The organism is Veillonella sp. HPA0037 (assembly GCF_000411535.1).
Taxonomy (GTDB): domain Bacteria; phylum Bacillota; class Negativicutes; order Veillonellales; family Veillonellaceae; genus Veillonella; species Veillonella atypica.
Window position 1 is genome coordinate 122,333 of record NZ_KE150483.1, and the last position, 23,540, is coordinate 145,872.

Consider the following 23,540-nt stretch of genomic DNA (forward strand, 5'->3'; position numbering starts at 1 on the left):
CATAAAATATGGTATAGTTAAGGGATAGTTATAGAATTAATTATAGTTGAGGTGCGTATAATGGAATTTTTAGAAGCGGCCACGTGGGTTACGATTGGCAAGATTATATTGATAGATATTTTATTAGCCGGAGATAATGCTGTAGTTATCGGTATGGCAGCCGGTAAATTAGCACCAGAACTTCAAAAGAAAGCCGTTATATGGGGGACGGCAGGTGCCATTTTAATGCGCCTTCTGTTTGCCACCGTTTTGGTAGAAGCGTTAACCTTGATTCCGCTCGTTCATTTAGGCGGTGGACTTGTGCTCATATGGATTGCCGTTCAGCTTTTAAAAGGTGATGACGAAGAGGCTCACATTGAGGCTAAAAATTCCTTAATGGGTGCTATCTGGACGATAATCGTTGCCGACGCTATGATGAGTATCGACAATGTCATCGGTGTTGTGGGCGCTGCAAAAGGTCATTTAGAGCTTGTTATCGTTGGTATGCTAATTACGGTACCTATCATCGTATTTTGTTCTACACTATTCGCTCGTATTATTAACAAATTCCCAGCCATTCTTTGGGCTGGCGGTGCACTACTTGGATGGGTTGCGGGTGAAATGATCGTAGAAGATCCACTTCTTTTACCATATATTCAAGGGGAAGAATTACTCGTTAAATTTGGTGCGGTATTCTTTGTACTCATCGTGACTGGTATCATTAAAATTTGGAAGAAAAGAGACGCGTAATGAACGGTACAGGTCGTACATCTCGTAAACATAAATCTAAAGGTAGACAACAACATACAGGTGGAAAACTTTCTAAAAAACAACAGGCCATTCTAAATGCGCCTGTTAAACTTGGTGAGGAGGTTTTGGTAACCATTCACGGTATTGGCAGTAGTGGAGAAGGTGTAGGACGTGTAGACGATTTTACCGTCTTTGTTCCCTTTGCTTTGCCTGGTGAAATTGTGAAAGTATCTATAAACATGGTGAAAAAGACATATGCTACAGGTAAATTAATTGACATTGTTATACCTGCTGATAATCGTATAGAACCAACTTGTGAACTCTATGGCGTATGCGGTGGTTGTCAATTACAACACATTACCTACGAAGGACAGCTTTCACTAAAAACACAAAAGGTGAAAGACGTTATTGAACGAATTGGTCATCAAAATCCTGATCTTGTAAAACCTGCACTAGGACCAAAAGAACCTTGGGCGTATCGAAACAAGATGCAAATGCCTGTCGGTGGTGCTAGAGGCGACATTCAAATGGGATTCTATGCAATGGGGTCTCACGATATCGTACAGGGGACGAATTGCCCTATCCAAGATGATGGAAATAATACAATTGCTCAAGTGTGTTATGACATTGCTAAAGAACTTGATGTTGAGCCATACGATGAACATACAGGAAAAGGTGTATTACGACATGTAATCGGTCGCATTGGTCAATCTGGATGGATGGTTATTCTCGTAACTGCTACTGATTATTTACCGCATCAAGAAGCATGGGTTAAGAACATAACAAATCGTATTCCACAAGTGGAAACCATCGTTCATAATGTGAATGGTAAGCGTACTAATGTTATTTTAGGTCCTACTAACTATGTGCTCTACGGTGATGGGACGATTACAGATCATATTAAGGACCTACAATTTAATGTATCGCCACATTCATTCTTCCAAGTGAATCCAGAACAAACAACGGTGCTTTATGATCAGGCATTAGCCTATGCGGATCTTAAAGGTAATGAAACCGTTATCGATGCGTATTGTGGTACGGGTACTATTTCACTGTTTTTGGCTCATAAAGCGAAACATGTTATCGGCATTGAAATTGTAGAGCCAGCCATTATCAATGCTCGTGAAAATGCTCGAAATAATGGCTATGACAATACTGAATTCATCGTCGCTGATGCGGCTGTTGAAATGCCAAAACTCTATAAAGCCGGCGTACGACCAGACGTGATTGTATTCGATCCAATCCGGGCAGGCTGTAAAGAAGAAGTACTAACCTCTGCAGCAGGGATGGAACCAAAACGCATTGTCTACGTATCCTGTAACCCAGCTACTATGGCTCGAGACATTGAAATCCTTACACACTACGGCTATGAACTAAAAGAAGTCCAACCTGTAGACATGTTTCCAATGACAGCGCATGTTGAGGCAGTGGCTTTGCTCACTAGGAGCAAAGCGACGCAGTGAGCATTAGCACTGCCCATGTGATAGGCGTCTAGGAACACGAGACGAAGACGAAGTGCGATTGGAAACGCCGAACCACTGAGGCAGTGGCTTTGCTAACTAGAAGCGAAGCGATGTAGTGAGGATTAGAATGGCTCATATTAGAGATGTCCAAAATTTATGGAAAAGCTTATTTTTAAAAATATATGTTTTGTAGGTGAGACTATGAACTTTAAGAAACAAATTGTTTTATTTTCAATTTTAGCTATGTCTGTTATGGCAGTATCTGCTGAAGATATTAGTACTTATAATCCTCAAGTTATTGAGAAACACCAAATTACAAATGAAGATATTGCATCAGCAACATCTTATGGACAGTCTTTAGTAGAAAAGAAAAATATCAAAATGATATCTACTGCTAAGAAAAAGTTTATTAAAAGACGTTATGGTGGAATTTTCCCAAGAAATGAATTGCAAGGTATCGTATATGTTCAAACTCCATTCGCAATTTTTGCAAATACGGCATTGGAGGATGCTAGAGGTGTAGCAAGTACTTATTCAACAAGAAATGCTACTAATATATTACAGGTTAGATCTTTCCTTTATATGCCGGAAAGTAAGATGTATAATGATACTAATAATGTCGTTATATCTATAGTACAAAATGGATATACATATTATCCAATAGAAACAGTACGTGGCGATGATCAATATGAAGGTCCTGGTATGTGGGTAACAGTAGGTTATCAATCATTATTTGAATTATCTAAGATTGATACTAATAGTCCTTTTGAAGTTCATATTAAGTCTGATGCTGTTAAGGTTGGAGATGCAGTAATTCAGTTTCCAGCATTAAATTCGTCAAATAAGTATGTTTTGGATGACTCTTATTCACTTTATAGAGGTGATGCAGTGTTTATCGCTAAGAAATAATATTTATTTAAGTGCATTGTTCTAGAACTGAATAAATCTGATTTTTTATTTAGACCTAATATAATAAAGCGGCTGTAATAGAATACACTTCGTTTAAATAATCAAATAATAGTTTTATAATATATTTAAATTACAATTTTAGATTTCATATTGTGAGGAATAATATGGAGTTTATACATGATAGAAAAAGTAATATCCTTTTCAGTCTTTATGGTAGTAAAGTAAATAGAATCAAAATTCATAATAAAACATTAACATTAACAGTTGAAGAAATGTATCAATTGTTAGATGGTGAAGAAAAAGCATTCTCAGGAGAAATATGTTTTAACAACTGTGATGTGGATTTGTGTAAGGTACTAATATTTAACAAAACCTTGGGTGAAGGTCGCTTTTATGGAAAGTCTCTTTGTTTACAAGATTTTATAAATGAGTATGTAGACTCAGAATTTGAAATAATTACTGAAGGCTATTTTGCCAATACAACTACATATACAGGCTGGCTTTGGAAAAACGGACAACCCCCCGTATCTGTCATTATGTATATTTGGAATAGCGGCGATATGGTGTATCGTGTCAAAAAATAACCCATGTTTTTACCGATAAAGTAATCTTTAAAAGAAATACAGCACTATTTAGGAGGACTTTTACAATTTTGAAACCTAGAGAGTTATGTGAAAAAGCTTGGCAGGAGATAGCAAGTAAATTTCCTGATTTTAAGGTAGTTAGTAAAGGTCAGAAGTTAAAGAAAACCTCTAAGAATAAAGACCTTATCTTTGAAATCTACTTTCAAGCTAATAGAAATAACTATGCAGATAGCGTAGAGTTTGTTCCACATATTGCCATTTATTCTAAATCTATGAAAAAAGCTAATATTCATAACGGGTTTGTATATGGCGGAGAATTAGGTCGTTTGTTAAATAGAACGGAATGGCATTGGTATCAATTAGCAGGTGCTAGCTATCAATATACTGTAGATGAAGTTAGCAAGTTATGTGAGGAATATATAATACCGCTATTTGAAGGTTTTGAAGATACAGAACGTAATATTGAAAAACTTATAGAGGGAGATATAAACGATTATAATCTACTGTATTATATTTATCATTATGGTGGAAAAGATAAAGCTCAACAATATTTTAATAAAATAATCAAAAATTCTGAGTTAAGAAGTATGTATATTGACTTTTATAATCAGTTGAAAGAAATTCCTAAAGAAAATATTTCATTAGGCGTGAGTGAATTTTATGGATCCACTATGATTGAATTTGCATATATAAATGGAATAATAATTGAAGAAGAATAAATAAGTCCATCGCATAGAAACGATATGCGATGGACCTTTTTTTGCTTTTATATATTAAATTTAGATAGATTTTATATGGTTGTGGTTAAAGCAAATAGAAGTTATATAGTAAAATTTGATGAATGATTACTAAAATTTAAACTTCATACTTGCAGAATATGTTCGTCCTGCGGTAGCTTCATCATCAAAGAAAACACGATTAAACACATTTTGAATACCTAATTGTAATGTCGCTTCTTTGGAGAATTTGTAATTCATTGCTACATTAGAGATAAAGTAGCTATCTGAGGAACCGTATTGACCTGTAATATCATCTACTGATTGTCGACGACTTACATATTGAGCATCCCAAAGGGCATTCCATTTACCATTAGTATATTCAAGACCTGCATGGAAGATGTGTTTAGGTATATCATAATTGATTTCCTCATATCCGCTTGCATTTGTGTTAGGAAGATCTTTATGTTTTATACGACCCATTTGCCATGTATAGTTTCCAAATACAGACCATTTTGAGGATAGTTGGTGGCGAAGTTCTAATTCTATGCCGCGACGAGTTTCTTGGTCTACATTTTCATACATTTTATAATCTACATCACCATTATTATCATAATGTGTTACATATTTAACCTTATCCTTCGTTTTTACATAGAATGCAGATAGATTTAATGCAGTTTTTGTGCCCCATTCTTTTTTCATACCAACTTCAAATGTATCTGAACGCTCTGGATTAAGGTTAGGATTTGCTCGCACTACATCACTGTAACGATATACTTGGCTGAGTGGAGGTGGGTTAAAGGAGTGACCATATGAGGCATATACGTTTAGCGAATCGGTTACATAATGTTCAATTGCTAATTTTGGACTCCACTCAGTGTAGCTACCTTCACCATGATTTATAGTGTCGTATCTATTATTATTCGTATCATAGGTAACGTGTTGACCATCAAATTTTTTGAATCGGTCTATACGAAGTCCGGTATAAATAGCCCAATTGAAATTAGGACGGTATGTGTCTTGGACGAATAGGGCTAAATTATTTGTAGCACCTTTGTTGATTTCATACAATCCACCAGGATATGTGGTTGAATCAAAGGAAGAATGATTTCTCCAATTAGTTAATTCTCTTCGTTTTTGCTCAAAGCTTTCCTTTTTCCAGTTAATGCCCGCAACAACGCTATGTTTCCCCATACGATCCCATACTTTTTGTGCATCAAAATTAATTGTTTTTCCAGGATAGAATGAATCATCACCAGGGCCGCTGTAGTTAGGTGTATTTGGATTGCTAGGGCTAGAGAATCCATCTTTTTTTCGATCTAATATATTGAAAGTAACTTGTAGCTTATTTTTGTCATTTTTATATTGTAGGTTATGAGCATGATATTCTTTTAATCCATCATAGCCTAAGTATCTACTTGTTCTAAGTGCTACATATTTTTGATTGTTAATTTTGACATTTCCAGAGAAGATAGGTGCACCATTTACGGTTATGGTACTCATTGGATTCTCATAAGCATATCTATTTTTCGTATATAGATAAGAGTAGGTTAATGATTCTCTATCACGGAGTTTCATCGTTACATACGCAGATAGATTCTTATTATTAAATGACTTATCTCCTCGACTACCTAATAGATAGGAACCATCTTTGGTTTGTGGAACTGGGTTATCTGGTGTAACTGTTACAGTAGACGGCCTTATGTTGGCAGCTCTGCCGGTAATAAAGAAACCTGGATAACCATCTGTTTTTCTTTGCTCTGCAGACATACCGACAGTAATACGATTAGATACTTGTGCATCAAACCCTAACTCATTATTTAGTGTCCCATGAGATCCATATCCAATTTGTCCATGCCAATGGATATCTTTTACAGATTGTTTTGGTTGTTGTTGTTTTGTTTGAATGTTGATAACACCAGCAACACCTCTGCCACCATATAAAGAGGAGCTAGGACCACGTACTAATTCGATTCTTTCAATAGAATGTACTGGTATAGCTTCCCAATCAACACCATTATTAAAGGTGTTATTCATTGGTACACCATTGAGTAATACTAAGATGTCAGTAGAATCAAAACCGCGAATTTGTAATCCACCGTTTGCTTTTTGGCTTTTATACACGCCAGGTAACATTTGTAGAGCATCTGTTACGGTATCAACTCTTCGTGTTTCAATATCTTTGTCTGTTACAACAGATACAGCACTTGGTGTTTTTATGATATCCTCCATAGTTCTAGTAGCAGTTACCGTGATGGTATGTGATACTTTAGGTTCATCGGCCACGTTGGTATCTGCTGCATATACAATGGATGCGCTCATAGCCGTTAAAATCATTGAAAATAACATGATTTTTGATGTATTAGTTTGTTTAAAACTAGTTACTGTTTTCTTTCGTTTACCTTTTTTCATATTTATGACCCTCTACACTGATAAATAGTTAAAACACATCATTTTTAGTATAGCATTGAAAAAAATAAAACATTATGAATACTAGTTATATGATTATAAGTAATGATAATTATATAACTAGTGAAATTAGTTTATAATTAATTTAAATATTATATTTTTATGAATAAAAATATATATGAAATCTTGTGTATAGTATGAAAGGGGTTAATGTGTAGTTATTTTTTGTTTGTGATTTTGTATATTTATAGAGAGATGAGAGAGAAGAGAAAATGAATAAAGTACAAAAGATGTTAATTCTTAAGATGAATTCCCCAAAGTATAATCTTAAGAATGTAAAGTGCTTTAGCACAACTGCAACTGCTTGTGTATTTGCATTAACATTTGGTGTAGGTGTTATGTTAAATACATTAACTGTAGGGGCTGCAGGTCAAGTAATTGGTGGTTATACGACTGGTAACCAAGCGTTAGGCGATGGTAGTGTCGTTGTCAGTGGTGGTAAGGATAAGGCACCTAACTTAGCAGAAGGTGAAAATAGTGCAGTCCTTGGGGGAACAAAAAATATGACCGAAGGCCCTTATACCGCTATTGTAGGGGGCTTTCAAAATATTGTTCACGAAGAAATTAAAAATGGGGTCATTCTTGGTGGTACAAAAAATCAGATTGAAGCAGTAGGAACCTTAGTTGGCAATTATGCCACAATCAGCGGTGGGGAGGATAATATTGCGTATGGTGAGTCCTCATCTATTTCAGGTGGTAATTCCAATGGTACGTATGGATTACATAGTTCTATTGCTGGTGGTCGTGGCAATAATGCAGCTGGTGAAATTGGTTCTGTTATAGGCGGTTCTCAAAATAATGCAGATGGAAAAGGAAGTACACTTGCGGGCGGTTTAGGAAACACTGGTGTTGGCATGTGGTCCTCCGTGTTTGGGGGCAGTAAAAATGAAGCTGTAGGCACTGGTGCATCCATACTTGGCGGTGGAGGCCGTGAATTTACAGGTCGTAAATTTGTAACCCATAAAAATATTGCCAATGGTGAGTATAGCACCATTGTTGGGTCTCGTGATGCTATGACCGTAGGCAATGGTAGTACGGTTGTGGGTGGTTCGAATGGAATGACACTTGGTCTTGCGTCTACCTCTGTAGGCGGTGGTTTTACAGGTTCTAAGGCCGAGAACAGTTTGGCGTTAGGTCATAAGGCAGGTACTACTGTCAAATATGGCACTGCTATTGGTTATGAAAGCGTAGCCACCGAAGAAGGAACTATTGCATTTGGTCATGATGCAGGTGATGTTTCTGGTTACACAGTAAAATATCCAGATAAAGAAATCACCACACACTTAGGTTATAAAAAAACTGTGCCAGATTATGATAAGGAACCAACAATAACACCTACTACATACACTGATGCTAAATATAATCGCTTGGTGAAAGTAGCCGATGGTGTCGATGCACATGATGCAGCAACAGTAGGTCAATTAGAATCTGCTATAAGCCAAGTTCAATCGGTAGGATCGAATTTAGAAACTACAGTTAATAAGGCAACAGCCTCAAGTTATGCATTAGCTGCATTACAACCAAATTTCTCTGAAGGAGAAACTGGATTAGGTGTAGCTGTAGGATTTGGTCATTATCATGGCAAAACAGCTACTGCATTAGGCGCTTACTATCGCCCAAGCCGAAATGTACAATTTAATGTAGGTACTGTAGTAGGCAATGGTAACCAAGGTTTTAATGGTGGACTAAGCTTTAAGGTAGGATCTGAATCTAAATCAAATACAACATCCACTGATGAAAGAATCGCTCAATTAGAAAAACGTATTCAAGAATTAGAGCGTTCAAAGAAATAATTCTATATACATTAAAGATTAAATAAGGATTATATAAATAGGGCCCTTTGCTTGTGCAAAGGGCTTTTACTATACACTCATACTTATAAATGTAATATAATTAAACTAAATGGATAGTATTGGCGGAACATTTATGTATATAGTTAATACGATAGAAATTAGCTAAATAATAAATTCAACAAATTCAGGGAGGGATTAACATGTTAGGAGCAATCATTGGTGATATAGTTGGTTCACGATTCGAATTTAATAATATTAGACGGAAGGACTTTGATTTCTTTACAGATCAATGTGTGTTAACTGATGATAGTATCATGACACTTGCTGTAGCAAAGGCAATTCTTATGAGCCAACCAAATTACAGAAATCTTTCAAAAAATGCAGTGGAATGTATGCAGACGATTGGGAGATGCTATCCAGGTTATGGATATGGCGATCGGTTCTATAGATGGATTTTTGCAGAGAATCCAAAGCCATATAATAGTTATGGTAATGGTTCTGCTATGAGAGTTAGTGCTGCTGGATTTGCAGCACATAGTTTGGACGAAGCAAAGCTTCTTTCTCAATTAGTTACTGAGGTTACTCATAACCATCCAGAAGGCATGAAAGGTGCAGAGGCGACAGCAGTTGCCGTATACTTAGCTAAAACTGGTAAAGATATACAAGAAATCAGAGATTATATTAATCAGCATTATTACACCATGGATTTCACATTGGATGAAATCAGAGATACCTATAGGTTTAATGAAAGTTGTCAAGGAACAGTCCCACAAGCATTGCAAGCTTTTTTTGAATCCACTGATTTTGAAGATGCCATTCGCAATGCCATCTCAATAGGTGGTGACAGTGATACTGTTGCTGCTATTTGTGGTGGTGTGGCACAGGCATATTATGATATTCCAACAGATATTAGAAAACAGGCTCTGTCGTTTTTAGATACTAAACTGCTGTGTATATTAACTGCCTTTGAAGAGAAGTTTATACCAGTTGTGGTATAAGTAAATAGTATATAGGAGAGAGGGATATGATATATCTTAAGGATTTAGGCACTTTTGAATCTGTACCAGATTTAGTGACAGATATTATAAATGGAAATATTACCGCTCTTGAAAGCGCATTAAAAAATGGTTTGGATATTCATAAACTTATACAAATTGGTAAATATAGTGAGTATTCACCTCTACAATTAGCGTTAGTGATGAACTGTTTGCCAAGTGTAAAATGGTTGGTCGAACATGGAGCAGATCTAAATGATAAAGAAAATCCAAGCTTCTTATTAGCAGTACGGTATGGTAATCAAGAGATTATAGACTATGTTGTAGCTCAAGGGGCCAATATTAACGCCTTGAACTCTGTGGATGTAGATGCCTTTCAAGCTGCCTTATATGGCAAGAAATATGAGAACTTACAACTCATTCATGATTTAGGACATACAGTACAGAAATATGGTGGACGAGCTTTCAGAAATGTCATTACAGACCAAGACTATGAGGTCCTAGATTTCTTCATTAATAATAGTGTGGATATTAATTACAACAAGCCTGATTCTGTATATCCATTTAAGCCAACTCCACTATGTGTAGCAGCTCGGTATGTGGATTTACAGATGTGTAAATATCTAGTAGAACATGGTGCAGATGTAACCATCACAGAAAAGGATGGGATGCGTCCCTATAGTATTGCTATTGAAAAAGGCGATATGGAAATGGCCGAGTATTTTAAAAATTTAGAGCCTACTGAGTATCATGATAGACAGAATAAAATGGATCAATTAAAACCATTTAAACTTCCAAAAGCGTTAATATCCTTTTTAGAGGGAGATAATCTTTACTTTGAATTACCAGACTCAGATTTTATCTCTATAGAGTTCTTACCTTTACTTGATACAGTTCCATTTAAATGGGGTCGTCGTAAACTATTACGTTTATCTAAAGAGCTAGGTGAGTACAACGATTATCAAATTGTTTGGGACCCTAAGTCTAAAAAGATTGCTTGCTATGATATGGAACATCAAGAACTACGAGAGCTCTGTAAATTTGATGAGTTTATAGCGGATATGGCAGGGCAATTAGAAACTTTGTTTTAATGGATATCATAAAGGAGAGGCGATACATATGACAGATACCTTTGAGAAAACATATACAGATTGGTCGATCGATGTGGGTGAGTACAAATATGAAGGCATTACACTGAATGAGGTTGAGCAAAATCTCTATGCTATTGAGGATCAAGAGCAAGATTTTGTAGTTATTTCTCCATCAAAGGCAATCTCCATAGATAATAAATTATATAATTTTGTACAGGTTTGTAGCGATCAAGATACTGATTTATTACATATTGAGATAAGTGTTACTAATGATGGTGAGCAGGGTGCTATTATATACGGTAAAAATGAGCTAGGACCTCAAGAGGTATTACAGATCATAGAAGACTTTATTGCACATCATAAGGTTCCAACATTAGCTGATTGGGAAATCGTGCTAGATTTAAGACCTAAGATGGAAAGCTATGTAAAGGATAGTGAAAATGATTAATGAGATAATATATGATGAACTGTTAAAGCAATATGCCTGGTCCTATGAAGGAATACAATTTTGTTGGGATGAGAAGCCAACGGATGCTAATGTAGATACTGCTAAATTATTAGCTACTAATTATCATAAGAATATAGATTCCATTGTTACTTTCATTCATAACGAAATTCTAGATTGGTATGGCGATGTCACTATTGATGAAGTGAAAACACGGATAGGTATGCCTATTATTGAGCCAGAGCGAGATGCTGTGACCTATTGTGAGCAAACATTTGATGATACACACATCTTTTCCTTTGTGTTTTGGGATGATGAATTCAAAGATTTACATTACTTTGCCATAGATGGATGATATATTTTTATATATTTTAGTTATTGTTTCTCTTACATGCGGAGTCTATTATGCTATACACACCAAATAACATTTTGTATAAGTATATTCGTTATCGATTTAGACGGATTCAGATTCAATGTAATATGTTATATGATATAGCACCAGAGGAAGAAGATGAAATTTATCGCAATCTATTAAAGAAGAGAGCAAAAATATTAATTCCCATTGGTATATTATATTTCTTGATTTTTGGAGTTACTTTCGCTTGGATAGCAGGAACCAGTGAGGACCTAAACCCGTTAATGCAATGGGAAATACGGGTAATATACAATGTTATACCCATTTTAAATACCATAGATATTACGTGGTATGCCTATTCTTTAGATCTATTGCGGGCAGCAGTCATATTAATGCCTCTAGCGATTATAAATTCATTTCCTTATATAATTATTGCCTATATTGTAGATACCATATTGATACGACGCGAGGTGAAAGCTTTAATCAAAACGTATTCTATGAAGGAGTATTTAAAAATTTAGATTGTATCGGTTTAAAATAGGAGAGATTATTATGAGTAATCTAAAAGATTTCAATTGGACTGGATTTTGGAAAGACACCGATTATGCATTTGAGTCCTATATAGGTAGAGAGATTACCGATGAGGATATTAAGAATGCTGAAGCTGAACTAGGCTATACATTGCCTAAAGCGTATATTGAACTACTTAAAAACCATAATGGTGGTGTAGTAAAGAAAAATTGTTTTATTAACGATGATGACGATTGTGTATATATAATAGGAATATATGGCATCGATAGAGATAAAAAATACTCTCTTTTAGGTGAGATGGGTAATGAGTTTTGGATTTCAAAAGTAAAATATCCCCCTATCGGTATCGTTGTAGCCGATACGATTTCCGGTGGTCATGATATGATTTTCCTTGATTATCGTGAGTGCGGTCCAACCGGTGAACCTAAGGTAGTCCGTGTAGACCAAGAAGGGGATTACTCAATTACGCCGTTAGCAGATAATTTTGGTGACTTTATTAAGAACTTATATTTCAGTATAGAAGAAATTACGGATGAAGAGTTTCAAGAATTAAGTGATACAGAAAAGGTTAAGCTCCTTAATGAACAAGAGTGCCTCGATATCAAGCGTGCGATGGAGTTATTAACTAACATAGGCATTGATAATTTGTCGCCTATATTGTTAAGCGCCTTAGGACGTATGTATAACAATAATGGCCGTGCAGCAGAGGCTATCGAGTTATTTAATCGTATAGATGAGGCACATCGCGATTGGTCTTGGTATTATCGTTGTGGCTATGCTCATGCATCTTTAGGGTGTGGTGAAAGCTATGATTCTGAACATGTACAAAAAGCATTACAGTTAATAGAGACGGGCATAAAAATGACGAAAGCAGCCAATTTAGATAAACAACTTGGTTGGTGCTGTGAAGTTGTAAAATATCTATTAACTCAAATTAAGCCAAAAGAGTACAAGGAGGATTATCCTGTGATATTTGAAACCATTAAGAATCTCTTTGATAAGAAAAATAGTAAAGAGACTACAGAAGATAACCATATTGAAGACGCTAATGAATACGAAGAGGATAACTATCCTACATATGATGTAGTACATTGGGTATTTAATAAGCAAACATATAGAAGAGAAGAGTTTTCCAAAGAATACAATGAAAATGTAAAGAAATATGTAGATGATGATCAAGCAGATGACGATGATAGATTAGAAGAACCTGAAATTCTAGTAACCTATGAAGCTTGGATTGAAAGTGTAGACCAACTCTTTGATAATGAACGTGTAACCGATGAAGAACTACTTGAAGACGATAAAGAAGATGGTATGTGGCAGGTAGAAATTATGGCTCATCTTGTGGCGGATAATGGTACATATTTTACTAGAGAAGAATTACTCTTTAAATTGCATAATTTAATGGCTAATAAAGAATTGGGTGATCACGTATTCTTTGAAGGCATCGAATACGAAGGACATGAATGTGAAGGGTATGGTCTAATAGATAACGAAGACGGTATACCTGTATTCTATATTGTTTGTGGTAGCTAGCTTCTAGATAATGTTTATTTTAAGACTATATATGAAATATGATAGGATGTGACATAATGGCATTAACGGTTGAACAATTTAAAGCATTTTCTGATGCGGAGCAATTACAAACTATAAAAGAGCTTAATGATACGGGAAAAGTAGAAACTATTATTGATGTGTTAACTAGTGTAGGTATAGAAAATTTATCTGTACCTCTATTAGGTGAGCTTGGTAGAGCTTATAACAATAATAGCAATGAAAAAGAGGCTATTAAGGTATTAGAAGCTATTGATGAAGAGTATCGTGATGCGGTGTGGTATTATCGCTGTGCCTATGCGTATGGAGCCCTTGTCTTGGATAATAGTGACGGGTACACATCGAATACTATGCAACAGATGCTAAGATTAGTAGATAAAGGTGTACGTTTAGCTACAGAAGCTAAACTAGATGATATAAAATCGTATTGTTTTGAAGTCATTGATATGTGCTATTTGAAAATGGATTTTGAAACATGTGAAGCTGACTATCCTGATTTATGTGCAGCCTATAATGAGTACGTAGCAGAGAAAAAGAAGAAACGTAAAGGTGTACCTCGTCATCGCACTATCACGGTTCAAGAAATCATGGCTACAGACGATGTATGGACCATTAATGAACCCATGTATTGGACCATCAATATATATGGATCTTATGATGATTATATAGAATCCGCAAAACCTTTCACCTTAGAGCAACGCTATCTTAATGCTATATCTTGGTACTTCGCAGAGGTTAATAATGGTGGTCATCATCAATTCTTCTATAACTCTTCCGGTATTGTATGGGAAGATGCTCTAGAAGGTTTACGACTATTTAGGATGGATATACTAGCGGATAATTTACAATCTGTCATCGATTATTTTGGTGGCTCAGTTCCATTTGATAGGGAAGAACGATGGAACATTTTAAAAGATTGGGAAAATGAGGATGAACTGTTCGATTTCCTTGATAAAAAAGATGATGTGGTATATGAATATGATGGAATCTATGAAGACACATTCGTACATGCACATCCTGAATTATTTGTATTTGATGGGACCTATAAAGTTCCAGAATAAATGTAGTGATATAGCATATAAGTGCTACTTTCACTAACAATATATGTATTAGAGGTATTACATGTTAGATAAACAAGGCGTATATGATTGTTTGCATAACCATCATATCGATTTTGAAGTTACGGATCACGCACCGCTATTTAGTATGGACGATAAACCAGATGTAGACCTGCCATATCCAGAATGGGATGCGAAGAATTTATTTATCCGAGACCATAAGCGGGAGCATTACTATTTAATTACTGTACGCGGTTCAAAGCGTGTAGATTTAAAACAATTCCGTAAGGACCACAATCTTAAAAAGATTTCCTTTGGTTCTGAAGAAGAGTTATGGGAGATTTTGAAGATTAAACCAGGTCATGTATCACCATTCTGCTTACTCCACGATGAGGAGCGTAAGGTGCATTACTACATTGATGCGGATTATAAGGATAATTTAATCGGTATACATCCTAACCAAAATGATGCGACCGTGTGGTTACAAGGAAAAGACCTTGTTAAGCTTATAGAGGAGCATGGTACAATAATTGAATATATAACAATATAGATGTAACATAAGAGGTTTTACATGAAAGTTAAATTGATTCAACCGCGTATGTTAAAACGTCCTATGGATACAGATTTAAAAATACGCATGTCCCCTCATTTAGGATTATTGACTGTGGCTAATATTATTCGACATGATTGTGAAGTTACAATTGAAAATGAAAATATTAGACCCATTGATTTTGATGATGTGCCTGACTTAGTAGGCATAGCAGTTACTGTAGATGTTTTACCTAGAGCTATTGAAATTGCATCTATATATAGACAAAAAGGTGTTAAGGTTATTGCTGGTGGTATACATATTACCACTGCATCTAGCTCTGTGCCAAAGGATGCATTTGATAGCTTATGTATTGGTTTTGCAGAAAATACATGGCCTCAAATTATAGAGGACATGAAACATAATAGATTACAATCTGAATATGTATCTAAGTCTTTAACTTCTGGGAATGATATTGTAGCGCCTGCATATGACATGATAGATAAGACTGATTATTTATGGTATAACGTTGTTTCTACAAGTCGCAGTTGCCCTCATAAATGCGATTTTTGCTATAATAGTTCTGGAACTCATCAATATATAAATCGTAATATAGATGATGTATTAGCAGATATTAAAAGTTTAGGCACAAAGCATATTATGTTTATTGATGATAATTTTATTGGTAATATTTCTTGGACTAAACAGTTTTTAGAGCGTATTAAACCTTTAAAATTAAACTGGAATGCAGCGGTTACTATGAAAATAGGACAATACCCTGAATTAATGGATTTGATGAAAGAAACTGGTTGTCAGAGTTTATTTATTGGTTTTGAAAGTATCAGTCCTCAGTCTTTATCTAGTGTTCATAAGATGCAAAACAATCGTGAAGAGTTTGAAAGACTTATTAGTGAATTACATAAGCGTGGCATTATGGTCAATGCTAGCTTTGTATTTGGTCTAGATGGGGACACGCCAGAGACATTTAAAAATACATTAGATTGGATTATTAGCCAGAAAATTGATACCATTACCTCTCATATTGTAACTCCATATCCGGGGACTGAATTTTACAAGAGAATGGAAGCTCAGAATAGAATTTTTGATCATGATTTATCTAAATACAATACGTCTCATGTAGTTGTAACGCCGCTTGGTATGTCTAAAGAGGAATTAGAAGAAGGATATCTTTGGATATATCAAGAGTTATATTCCATAAGAAATATATTCCGTCGTATGCCTAAGACTATCGGAACGATACCAGCCTATTTAACCTTTAATTTCTTTTATCGTAGATTTGGCCATTTTACATCAAAAGTATGTGAACTTTTAACTTATAAACGTATTGGATTATGGGCTGAAAAATTATCAAGATATATGTAAAGGAGTTATTAATGAATAAGAGAATGATAAAACGAATTTTGCTAACTTCTGCTATTGCCATATTAGGCGTTAGCACATCGTTTGCAGCATTCACATTTGATAAACAAGAACAAGTAGATACAGCCCCTATTGTAGGTTTATATCGTTATCAGGTGCCTGCTGAATTACAAGGTGCGTATAATACTGCAGGTGTTCAGAATTTAACAGCCTCTATGGCTAACGAGCCTAATACATTATCTATGAATGTAGCTCATGTAAAAGGTAATCCATCTGAATCATACGTAGTGGAGGTATATAAAGATACGGCTGCCTTAGAAACACACCGCAAATCTGAGCATTTCCAAAACTATATTAACGAGGTTGGTTCTAAACTGACAAATCGTAAATTGTATGATGTACAGCCTTTGTTATTGATTGAAAAACCAAATGCGTTATCTTTGATTAATGACGGTCAATCTGTTGTGACCTTAACAGATTTTACAGTAGACGGTAATGAAGTTGATACAGTACAAAAACAATATCAATTAGATATTGACCGTGCTATTCGTGATGATGCGGGTTATAAGGCAGGTTATGTATTACGTGAAAGAAATAATAAAACTCACTGGTATGTAATTCAAATTTATAGCGATGAATCAGCTTTCAATAAACATGTAAATAGTCCGGGATATCGTTTCATGATGAGTCAAATCCAAGGTAGCCTACAAAACGTTACTACAAAGGTTTTAGAAGGGGATATCCTCGTTAACCATGGGGGTCAAGTGTTTGTAAGACCTTAAAACTGAATAAGATATAATTTCAGTAAAGTTACTGCTAGCATATACATTTTTGCTAGCAGTTTTTTGTTTTATAATAGGTAAAAGTATAATTTATACTAAAAGGGGTTACATATGACACAGCAAAAACGGTTACGCTATTTGGTGGAAGGCTTAGTAGCAGAATACAAAGAGAAGCATAACGAACATATAGAGATCCCTGTGATTGAAGAAGAGCAATTTACTCTCTTTAGATCTCTATGTAATATTCGCCCTGCTGGTGGAATGCCTCTTGAATGGATGAAGATAGAGGGTGAATATTTAAATATATTGGCCCATGAAAAGGGCATCGTAACCATTAATGATATGGAAGAGCGAGAGACTCAGATTTATCTGTGGCAAGGAGACATTACTCGATTATCTATAGACGCTATTGTAAATGCAGCCAATAATCAATTATTAGGATGTTTTGCTCCAAATCATAAATGTATCGATAATGCCATTCACACCTTTGCAGGTATTGAACTTCGTATGGAATGTGCTAGAATGACTGAGTATATGGAAATGCCAGAGAAAACAGGTGTAGCTCGTATGACCTATGGGTATAATTTGCCCGCAAAACATGTAATTCACACGGTTGGACCTATTATTAATGAGAAGGTAACAGCTAAGGAGAGAAATGAACTGGTATCATGTTATCGGTACTGTTTGCAACTAGCTAATGCTTATAACTTACACTCCATTGCATTCTGTTGTATTTCTACTGGTGAGTTTAGATTCCCTAATGAAGAAGCAGCACAGATTGCCATAGATACGGTACGAACATATTTAAAAGAAACAAATAGTAAAATACAAGTGGTATTTAATGTGTTTAAGGATATAGATTATGACATCTACAACAAATTATTGGGATAAATAATATACTCCTTTTGAAATTCATGAAAATACTGTATCATTTAATAATGATATACAACAAGTATTACAAGATTTATTAGTTTAATAAGGAGTTAATGTACTATGAATTATAAATACACCTATGAAAGCCCATTAGGAACTATGATTATGCTTGGTACATTAACGTATTTAACAGATTTATTTTTTGTAGATGAAAGCCATGCTCCTACTTATGATGATACGGAATATATTGAACAACTAACAGGCCCCTTTGAAGTGACCATTATGTGGCTAGACCAATATTTTAAAGGTCAAAAACCATTTATTACTCCACCAATTCAATTAGAAGGAACAGAATTTCGTAAGTCTGTATGGTCTATATTACAAACTATCTCTTATGGTGAAACGACAACTTATGGCGAAATAGGTAAGAAGATTGCTGAAAAACAAGGCAAAGAAACATTCTCTGCTCAAGCTGTAGGAGGTGCTGTAGGACATAATCCTATATCTATTATCGTTCCATGTCATCGCGTTATCGGTAGTAATGGTAAATTGACAGGATATGCGGGTGGTATTGAACGCAAGAAATATTTGCTAGATCTTGAAGCGAAACATAAATAGTACATATTAGATTGTAAAATCATATTTAAATAGACTTATAGAAAAAGAAGAAAGAGATTACTCATGATGGATAGACACATCATAAGTAATCTCTTTTGGTGTATATAGGGGGACTATTTAAATTGATTTACTAAGGTACCAATGCCACTAATCGATATAGATACGGTATCTCCTGATTTTAACCAACCATATCGTTTTTCATTTTTACCGAGTACAACACCACTAGGTGTACCGGTAAAGATAATGTCACCCTCTTGTAGTGTAATATACTGAGATACAAACTCTATGATTGCATCTGGTTTAAATAACATTTGTTCTAATTTAGCTTGTTGACGCACCTCACCATTTACTGTTGTGGTAATGGTAGCATTTTCAAAATCAAAATCGTCAGGTGATACGATAACAGGACCGATAGGGGCAAAGTTATCTAAGGATTTGCCAAGAATCCATTGAGAGCCTCTAAACTGCAAGCTACGAGCTGATACATCATTACCTATGGTATATCCTAAGATATGTTCTTTAGCTTGGTCGCGAGATATATTTTTACCCGCCTTACCAATGACGATAACCAGTTCTCCTTCGTAATCATAATGAAGATTTTCATCTTGAATGGGAACTATATCTTGATGTGATGCCAATGCATTAGATGTTTTCATAAAGATTTCTGGAAAATCATGTGTAGCAAGACTAGTTTCCTCTATATGGTCTGTATAGTTTAAACCGATACAGATAATGTTTTTAGGATTAGTAATTAGGGTATGGTTATTAGATTCTTTCATGAGAGATACCTCCTTAAGAGATGAGATACATATATCGTAAGTTAATTATAATATAAATCGGTATGTAAAGAATATTTTTGACGAAATAATTATATAGAGGCGTTTTTGTCACATCCTGTTTGTTATACTTAAACTAAAGTAATAAAAGGAGGAGTCCCTATGTATATGCATAGAAATGTGACAGATAAATTTATAGGTACCGTAGTATCTTGTGACATTATAAGTACGGGTAGCTGGTATGGTGATTTACCAGATGGCGTTCCAAAGGAAGTGAAATTAAATCGTAAAGATTACTATATTGAAGAGATACAACATATTTCTATTAAGGAAGACATTAGTGTTACCTATGGCATTAAATGGGAGCATATCTCGAAACCTGTAGAGGGTAAAATAGAATCCTTAACTACTAAGGAGTACTCAATTGACGAATCTAAAAAACAATATCTATTAGAGCTTATGGGGCGTAGATTTTCCGATGATATTGACCTATATGATGAGGATGAGTGTGCTGTCAAAGTGCAGCTCATCAACACCGAGGATCAGGAATTTATATATGAATTTCCTTTTGATAATACCCTGAGGGCCATGTCTATACTATTCAGACAAATCCTAGGTATACCTACATTACTTTTATTTGATGGAAATCGAGAAAAAGATAGAATTCAAGAGATTCATATTGAAGTGCAAAAAAATATGTACCAAGAATATGGTGACGTAAATACATTGAATTTTAATTGGAATGAGCCGTCTATTTCCATTGATTGTAATAGTAAGCAATTTGGTCACTCTAGCCATAGTCATAGCGAGTATGTAGATAATCAAATGATTCATCAATTGAAGCAAGATATTGACTTTCACATTGGCGAAACGCTATATAGTCTAGATTCCTTTAGTCTTAGTGAAAGTCATGACCTTGATAGAGACCCTGCTCGTGGTGGTATAGTAACAGTACGTATTAAATGGGCGCATAAAGAGGATACATTGTTTATAGGGAATGTAACTAATCAGTATGTGCCCACTTGGTATAAAAATCTAATTAATTTTATACATGCTCATACAAGAGATAAATCTTTACAAGAGTTTTTACAATCAAATCATACATCTGATAGAAGGATTTATACGTATTGTTCCGTATATATTTTTAAGATAAACCAGGAATTTTATTATCGTACTGATAGAAATGATATATATGAAGGGGATATTGTAAAAGTTCCGTTTGGATCCGATAATGCGGTTCGTACTGGTCGTGTAGAATCTATTTCATATCATACGCGTTACGACGTACCTTATGATTTGAACCGAACTAAATTTATTATAGATAAACTTCCGACCTCTATAGAATATGTTGAAATAACTTGCTCATAGTGTTAAGATTATAAGTATATTAATAAGCATGGAGGTTATTGTTATGAGCAAGAATATCGATTGGGATAATCTCGGTTTTGGTTATGTAGAAACCGACTACCGTTATTTGACTACATATAAAGATGGTAAATGGGACGAAGGCGGATTAATTACTGATGCTAACGTTGTTCTTAATGAATGTGCAGGTGTATTCCAATATGCACAAACTGTATTCGAAGGTTTAAAAGCATACTACACTAAAGATGGTCACATTGTATGTTTCCGTCCAGATCTTAATGCAGAGCGTTTAAATCAATCTGCGGAACGCCTTGTAATGCCTATATTACCTGAAGGTCGTTTCCTTGAAGCTGTAAAAGAAGTTGTGAAAGCAAACAAAGACTTTGTTCCTCCTTATGGTCATGGTGCAAGTCTTTATATTCGTCCATACATGATGGGTACAAACTCCGTTATCGGTGTAAAACCTGCAGATGAATATCAATTCCGTGTATTTACTACACCAGTAGGACCTTACTTCAAAGGTGGCGCTAAACCAATCAAAATTCGTATCACTGATTTTGATCGTGCAGCTCCTCATGGTACTGGTCACATCAAAGCTGGTCTAAACTATGCGATGAGTTTATATGCTATCACTGATGCTCATAACAAAGGTTATGCAGAAAACATGTACCTTGATGCGGCTACTCGTACACATGTAGAAGAAACTGGTGGTGCAAACTTTATCTTCATCACTAAAGATGGCAAATTAGTAACACCTAAATCTGATAGTATCTTGCCATCCATTACACGTCGTTCCTTGATGTATGTAGCAGAACATTATCTTGGTATGAAAGTAGAACATCGCACTGTTTATAAAGATGAATTAAAAGACTTTGCTGAAATGGGTCTATGCGGTACAGCAGCGGTTATTTCTCCAGTAGGTCAAATCGATACTCCAGAAGGCACTATCAATGTACCAGCTGGCATGGATGATATGGGCCCTGTAACTAAAAAATTATATGATACATTACTTGGTATCCAACATGGTGAAATCGAAGCTCCAGAAGGTTGGGTAGTTAAGATTTGCTAATCTTTAAGTAATATACAATAATATAATATTAAAACATCCTCCATAATCAGAAGATTGTGGAGGATGTTTGCGCTTATAGAATTTATTTGATTGGATCTATGGGTTATAGGACAAAAAGTGTTGCTCTTAATGCCGATGGAACTAGTTAAATACTAGCTCCATCGGCATTTTATCTTTTGAGTAACTTTTACATATAGGACAAAAAGTGTTGCTAAAAAGTCTGAAACCCCTTGATTTTACTGACTCAAATAAGGTTTTATCTTTCTAAAGAGATATATTTTTTAGAAGGAGTATAATTATGAAACTAGTCAGATGCCCTAATTGTGGTTTCGTTTGTAAGAGAAATGGTAAAACAAATGCGGGTTCTCAACGTTGGTATTGTAATCAATGTTCTTGCTCATTCACAAATAAAGTGAATAAAACTAACAATAATTTACAGATATTTTTGGATTGGTTATTTGGTAAACACACACAGTTAGATATGGCTGGCGATGGACGTTCATTTCGTAGAAAAACATCACAGTTTTGGGAGCTTTGGCCATTACCACCAAAAGTTGAATCATCAAGTAGTGTGGTATTTGTTGATGGTATTTATTTAGCTAGAAATGCTTGTATTTTAATCTGTTGTAATGAGACGCATGTCTTAGGCTGGTATGTTTGTAGATATGAGCATTCTAAGGCTTGGGAGGCTTTATTACGACGTATTTCATCACCTATAGTAGTTATATCCGATGGTGGTACCGGCTTTCAAAAGGCATTAAAAAAAGTTTGGCCGAAAGCCAAACTACAAAGGTGCTTATTTCATGCATTTCAACAAGTAAAACGCTATACAACAATACGTCCTAAAACGATTGCTGGTTGTGAGTTATATGGAATTGCAAGGGATTTATTAACAATACACACGCAAGATCATGCTATGAAGTGGGTACAAAACGTTATGTCATGGAAAGTACGACATAGGGTATTCCTATCAGAAATAACAGTTGATGAAAACGGTACGATACGACCTAAACATGAACGACTTATAAAAGCAGAAAATTCCTTAGTTAAATTGATTAACAAAAGATGTTTATTTACTTACTTAGATGCATCGTTAACATGTACCTGCCCAGCTACTAATAATCGTATAGAAGGTGGTGTAAATGCTCAGTTACGCACTATGTTACGTAATCATAGAGGAATGTCTATTGAAAGACGAATAAAAGCGGTGTTCTGGTGGTGCTATATGCACTCACCAAACCCGCTTTCTAATGCAGAAATACTTAAGGTTATGCCGACCAACAAGAGTATTTCTGATATATATCATACCATACATGAACAATCTAGGTTAGAAGCTTCTATTCCGACTTGGGGTGATGCTATTGTTTGGAGTGATTTGCATAATTATGATCGCCTATTTACCAATCTTTGGGACTAAAATAGCAACACTTTTTGTCCTATAACCCGGATCTATCGA

23 protein-coding genes are annotated in these 23,540 nt (G+C 35.2%); 21 read left to right on the forward strand and 2 right to left on the reverse strand.

The annotated features are described in order from the left end of the window. Positions 1–60 precede the first annotated feature (60 nt). The 5 genes from HMPREF1477_RS00560 (at position 61) to HMPREF1477_RS00580 (ending at position 4,404) form a co-directional block, all read left to right on the forward strand. Positions 61–729 (forward strand): TerC family protein, encoded by a 669-nt coding sequence (locus tag HMPREF1477_RS00560; RefSeq protein ID WP_016475441.1) that lies wholly within the window; start codon positions 61–63, stop codon positions 727–729. Continuing rightward, on the forward strand, positions 729–2,192 hold the full coding sequence (gene rlmD / locus HMPREF1477_RS00565; RefSeq protein WP_016475442.1) for a 23S rRNA (uracil(1939)-C(5))-methyltransferase RlmD: 1,464 nt from the start codon (positions 729–731) through the stop codon (positions 2,190–2,192). Before HMPREF1477_RS00560 ends, rlmD begins: the two co-directional genes overlap by 1 nt. A 156-nt stretch (positions 2,193–2,348) precedes the next feature. Continuing rightward, a complete protein-coding gene (locus HMPREF1477_RS00570; protein WP_016475443.1) occupies positions 2,349–3,101 on the forward strand; it encodes a hypothetical protein in 753 nt (250 codons plus the stop codon). Positions 3,102–3,265: 164 nt separating this feature from the next. Further along, a complete protein-coding gene (locus tag HMPREF1477_RS00575; RefSeq protein ID WP_016475444.1) occupies positions 3,266–3,685 on the forward strand; it encodes a hypothetical protein in 420 nt (139 codons plus the stop codon). 68 nt (positions 3,686–3,753) lie between these two features. Then, complete coding sequence (locus HMPREF1477_RS00580) at positions 3,754–4,404, forward strand: DUF4304 domain-containing protein (protein WP_016475445.1); 651 nt, start codon at positions 3,754–3,756, stop codon at positions 4,402–4,404. A 129-nt stretch (positions 4,405–4,533) separates the two neighbouring features. On the opposite strand, the gene HMPREF1477_RS00585 is transcribed toward HMPREF1477_RS00580, so the two are convergent. Further along, the gene (locus tag HMPREF1477_RS00585; protein WP_016475446.1) at positions 4,534–6,813 is read right to left on the reverse strand and encodes a TonB-dependent receptor; all 2,280 of its coding nucleotides are present in this window, start codon (positions 6,811–6,813) and stop codon (positions 4,534–4,536) included. Between the two features lie 269 nt (positions 6,814–7,082). On the opposite strand from HMPREF1477_RS00585, the gene HMPREF1477_RS00590 reads away from it, so the two are divergent. The 13 genes from HMPREF1477_RS00590 (at position 7,083) to HMPREF1477_RS00650 (ending at position 18,874) form a co-directional block, all read left to right on the forward strand. Then, positions 7,083–8,663: a YadA-like family protein gene (locus HMPREF1477_RS00590; protein WP_016475447.1), complete on the forward strand. Its 1,581-nt coding sequence runs from the start codon at positions 7,083–7,085 to the stop codon at positions 8,661–8,663. 200 nt (positions 8,664–8,863) lie between these two features. Continuing rightward, positions 8,864–9,661 (forward strand): ADP-ribosylglycohydrolase family protein, encoded by a 798-nt coding sequence (locus HMPREF1477_RS00595; protein WP_016475448.1) that lies wholly within the window; start codon positions 8,864–8,866, stop codon positions 9,659–9,661. A 26-nt stretch (positions 9,662–9,687) separates the two neighbouring features. Beyond that, the gene (locus HMPREF1477_RS00600) at positions 9,688–10,749 is read left to right on the forward strand and encodes an ankyrin repeat domain-containing protein (RefSeq protein WP_016475449.1); all 1,062 of its coding nucleotides are present in this window, start codon (positions 9,688–9,690) and stop codon (positions 10,747–10,749) included. 28 nt (positions 10,750–10,777) lie between these two features. Further along, complete coding sequence (locus HMPREF1477_RS00605) at positions 10,778–11,197, forward strand: hypothetical protein (protein WP_016475450.1); 420 nt, start codon at positions 10,778–10,780, stop codon at positions 11,195–11,197. Beyond that, positions 11,190–11,549 carry a hypothetical protein gene (locus tag HMPREF1477_RS00610; RefSeq protein WP_016475451.1) on the forward strand — a complete coding sequence of 120 codons (360 nt, stop codon included), beginning with the start codon at positions 11,190–11,192 and terminating at the stop codon, positions 11,547–11,549. Before HMPREF1477_RS00605 ends, HMPREF1477_RS00610 begins: the two co-directional genes overlap by 8 nt. Positions 11,550–11,599: 50 nt before the next feature. Next, positions 11,600–12,070, forward strand: a complete 471-nt coding sequence (locus HMPREF1477_RS09795; RefSeq protein WP_016475452.1) for a hypothetical protein — start codon at positions 11,600–11,602, stop codon at positions 12,068–12,070. A 31-nt stretch (positions 12,071–12,101) separates the two neighbouring features. Next, positions 12,102–13,616, forward strand: coding sequence for an SMI1/KNR4 family protein (locus tag HMPREF1477_RS00620; protein ID WP_016475453.1), 1,515 nt, complete (start codon positions 12,102–12,104; stop codon positions 13,614–13,616). 56 nt (positions 13,617–13,672) lie between these two features. Continuing rightward, complete coding sequence (locus HMPREF1477_RS00625; protein WP_016475454.1) at positions 13,673–14,695, forward strand: DMP19 family protein; 1,023 nt, start codon at positions 13,673–13,675, stop codon at positions 14,693–14,695. A 61-nt stretch (positions 14,696–14,756) separates the two neighbouring features. Further along, on the forward strand, positions 14,757–15,242 hold the full coding sequence (locus HMPREF1477_RS00630; protein WP_016475455.1) for a prolyl-tRNA synthetase associated domain-containing protein: 486 nt from the start codon (positions 14,757–14,759) through the stop codon (positions 15,240–15,242). Between the two features lie 21 nt (positions 15,243–15,263). Continuing rightward, positions 15,264–16,604: a radical SAM protein gene (locus tag HMPREF1477_RS00635; RefSeq protein ID WP_016475456.1), complete on the forward strand. Its 1,341-nt coding sequence runs from the start codon at positions 15,264–15,266 to the stop codon at positions 16,602–16,604. 11 nt (positions 16,605–16,615) lie between these two features. After that, complete coding sequence (locus HMPREF1477_RS00640; RefSeq protein ID WP_016475457.1) at positions 16,616–17,383, forward strand: antibiotic biosynthesis monooxygenase family protein; 768 nt, start codon at positions 16,616–16,618, stop codon at positions 17,381–17,383. 111 nt (positions 17,384–17,494) lie between these two features. Beyond that, entirely contained in the window at positions 17,495–18,274 is a 780-nt protein-coding gene (locus HMPREF1477_RS00645) for a protein-ADP-ribose hydrolase (protein WP_016475458.1), read from the forward strand. Between the two features lie 102 nt (positions 18,275–18,376). Then, the gene (locus tag HMPREF1477_RS00650) at positions 18,377–18,874 is read left to right on the forward strand and encodes a methylated-DNA--[protein]-cysteine S-methyltransferase (protein WP_016475459.1); all 498 of its coding nucleotides are present in this window, start codon (positions 18,377–18,379) and stop codon (positions 18,872–18,874) included. A gap of 113 nt (positions 18,875–18,987) precedes the next feature. On the opposite strand, the gene HMPREF1477_RS00655 is transcribed toward HMPREF1477_RS00650, so the two are convergent. Continuing rightward, the gene (locus HMPREF1477_RS00655; RefSeq protein WP_016475460.1) at positions 18,988–19,653 is read right to left on the reverse strand and encodes a fumarylacetoacetate hydrolase family protein; all 666 of its coding nucleotides are present in this window, start codon (positions 19,651–19,653) and stop codon (positions 18,988–18,990) included. A 159-nt stretch (positions 19,654–19,812) separates the two neighbouring features. On the opposite strand from HMPREF1477_RS00655, the gene HMPREF1477_RS00660 reads away from it, so the two are divergent. The 3 genes from HMPREF1477_RS00660 to HMPREF1477_RS00670 all read left to right on the forward strand — a co-directional run bounded on the left by HMPREF1477_RS00660 (position 19,813) and on the right by HMPREF1477_RS00670 (position 23,501). Beyond that, positions 19,813–21,018, forward strand: a complete 1,206-nt coding sequence (locus HMPREF1477_RS00660) for a hypothetical protein (RefSeq protein WP_016475461.1) — start codon at positions 19,813–19,815, stop codon at positions 21,016–21,018. A gap of 43 nt (positions 21,019–21,061) precedes the next feature. Continuing rightward, complete coding sequence (locus tag HMPREF1477_RS00665) at positions 21,062–22,084, forward strand: branched-chain amino acid aminotransferase (RefSeq protein ID WP_016475462.1); 1,023 nt, start codon at positions 21,062–21,064, stop codon at positions 22,082–22,084. 298 nt (positions 22,085–22,382) lie between these two features. Further along, positions 22,383–23,501 carry an IS256-like element ISVesp1 family transposase gene (locus HMPREF1477_RS00670; protein WP_016475463.1) on the forward strand — a complete coding sequence of 373 codons (1,119 nt, stop codon included), beginning with the start codon at positions 22,383–22,385 and terminating at the stop codon, positions 23,499–23,501. The last annotated feature ends 39 nt before the right edge of the window (positions 23,502–23,540 follow it).